This window comes from Pseudoalteromonas sp. CR1 (assembly GCF_019392235.1).
Lineage (GTDB): Bacteria > Pseudomonadota > Gammaproteobacteria > Enterobacterales > Alteromonadaceae > Pseudoalteromonas.
On sequence record NZ_JAHXRM010000187.1, the window covers coordinates 1 to 278 of the forward strand.

Annotated in this window: 1 pseudogene; it reads left to right on the forward strand. The window is 65.1% G+C overall.

Annotated features, from left to right (window positions below):
• Positions 1–278: pseudogene (gene pyrB / locus KZZ04_RS19035) on the forward strand (aspartate carbamoyltransferase catalytic subunit); the annotation flags it as partial.

The following is a 278-nucleotide window of genomic DNA, read 5'->3' on the forward strand; positions in this document are numbered from 1 at the left end:
GTCGGCGACATCCTGCACTCGCGGGTCGCCCGCTCAAACATGCTGGCCCTCAAAGCCCTGGGTTGCCCGGACATCCGCGTGATCGCGCCGAAAACCTTGCTGCCGATCGGCATCGAACAGTACGGCGTGAAGGTCTACACCGACATGGCCGCAGGCCTTAAGGATGTGGACGTGGTGATCATGCTGCGCCTGCAACGCGAGCGCATGGCCGGTGGCCTGCTGCCGAGCGAAGGTGAGTTTTACCGCCTGTTCGGCCTGACCACCGCGCGGTTGGCCGG